Source organism: Fusobacterium varium, assembly GCA_021531615.1.
In the GTDB taxonomy this organism is placed as follows: Bacteria; Fusobacteriota; Fusobacteriia; order Fusobacteriales; family Fusobacteriaceae; genus Fusobacterium_A; species Fusobacterium_A varium_C.
Genome location: JADYUE010000109.1, coordinates 1 through 324, shown reverse-complemented (window position 1 = coordinate 324; position 324 = coordinate 1). Strand labels below are relative to the sequence as shown.

Below are 324 nucleotides of genomic sequence, written 5' to 3'. Positions count from 1 at the left end.
GCAAAATTTATAGAGGCAAAAAAAGAGGTTGAAAGCTATATTTTGAAGGTTATAAAGGGGCTTTCTGAATCTGATAGGGAGATTTTAGATGATATAATAGCAGTTCTTGGAGAGTGGACAACAGTGAAAGAGGTAGCTAAATATTTTAATGTCCATACAAATACTATATACAATTTGATTAATGATGATGTGATAATGGTTAGAAGGGTAAATGGAAGAGCTATAAGGATATACAGTAAAAGCTTGGTTTGTATGTTGGAAGATTAATATTTAATAGAAAAGCAAAAAGCACGAATTAATCGTGCTTTTTTTGTTATAAACCTT

1 protein-coding gene is annotated in these 324 nt (G+C 30.2%); it reads left to right on the top strand.

The annotated features are described in order from the left end of the window. On the top strand, positions 1-267 hold a 267-nt coding region (locus I6E31_12540), incomplete at its 5' end, for a helix-turn-helix domain-containing protein (GenBank protein MCF2640784.1). Between the last annotated feature and the right edge of the window lie 57 nt (positions 268-324).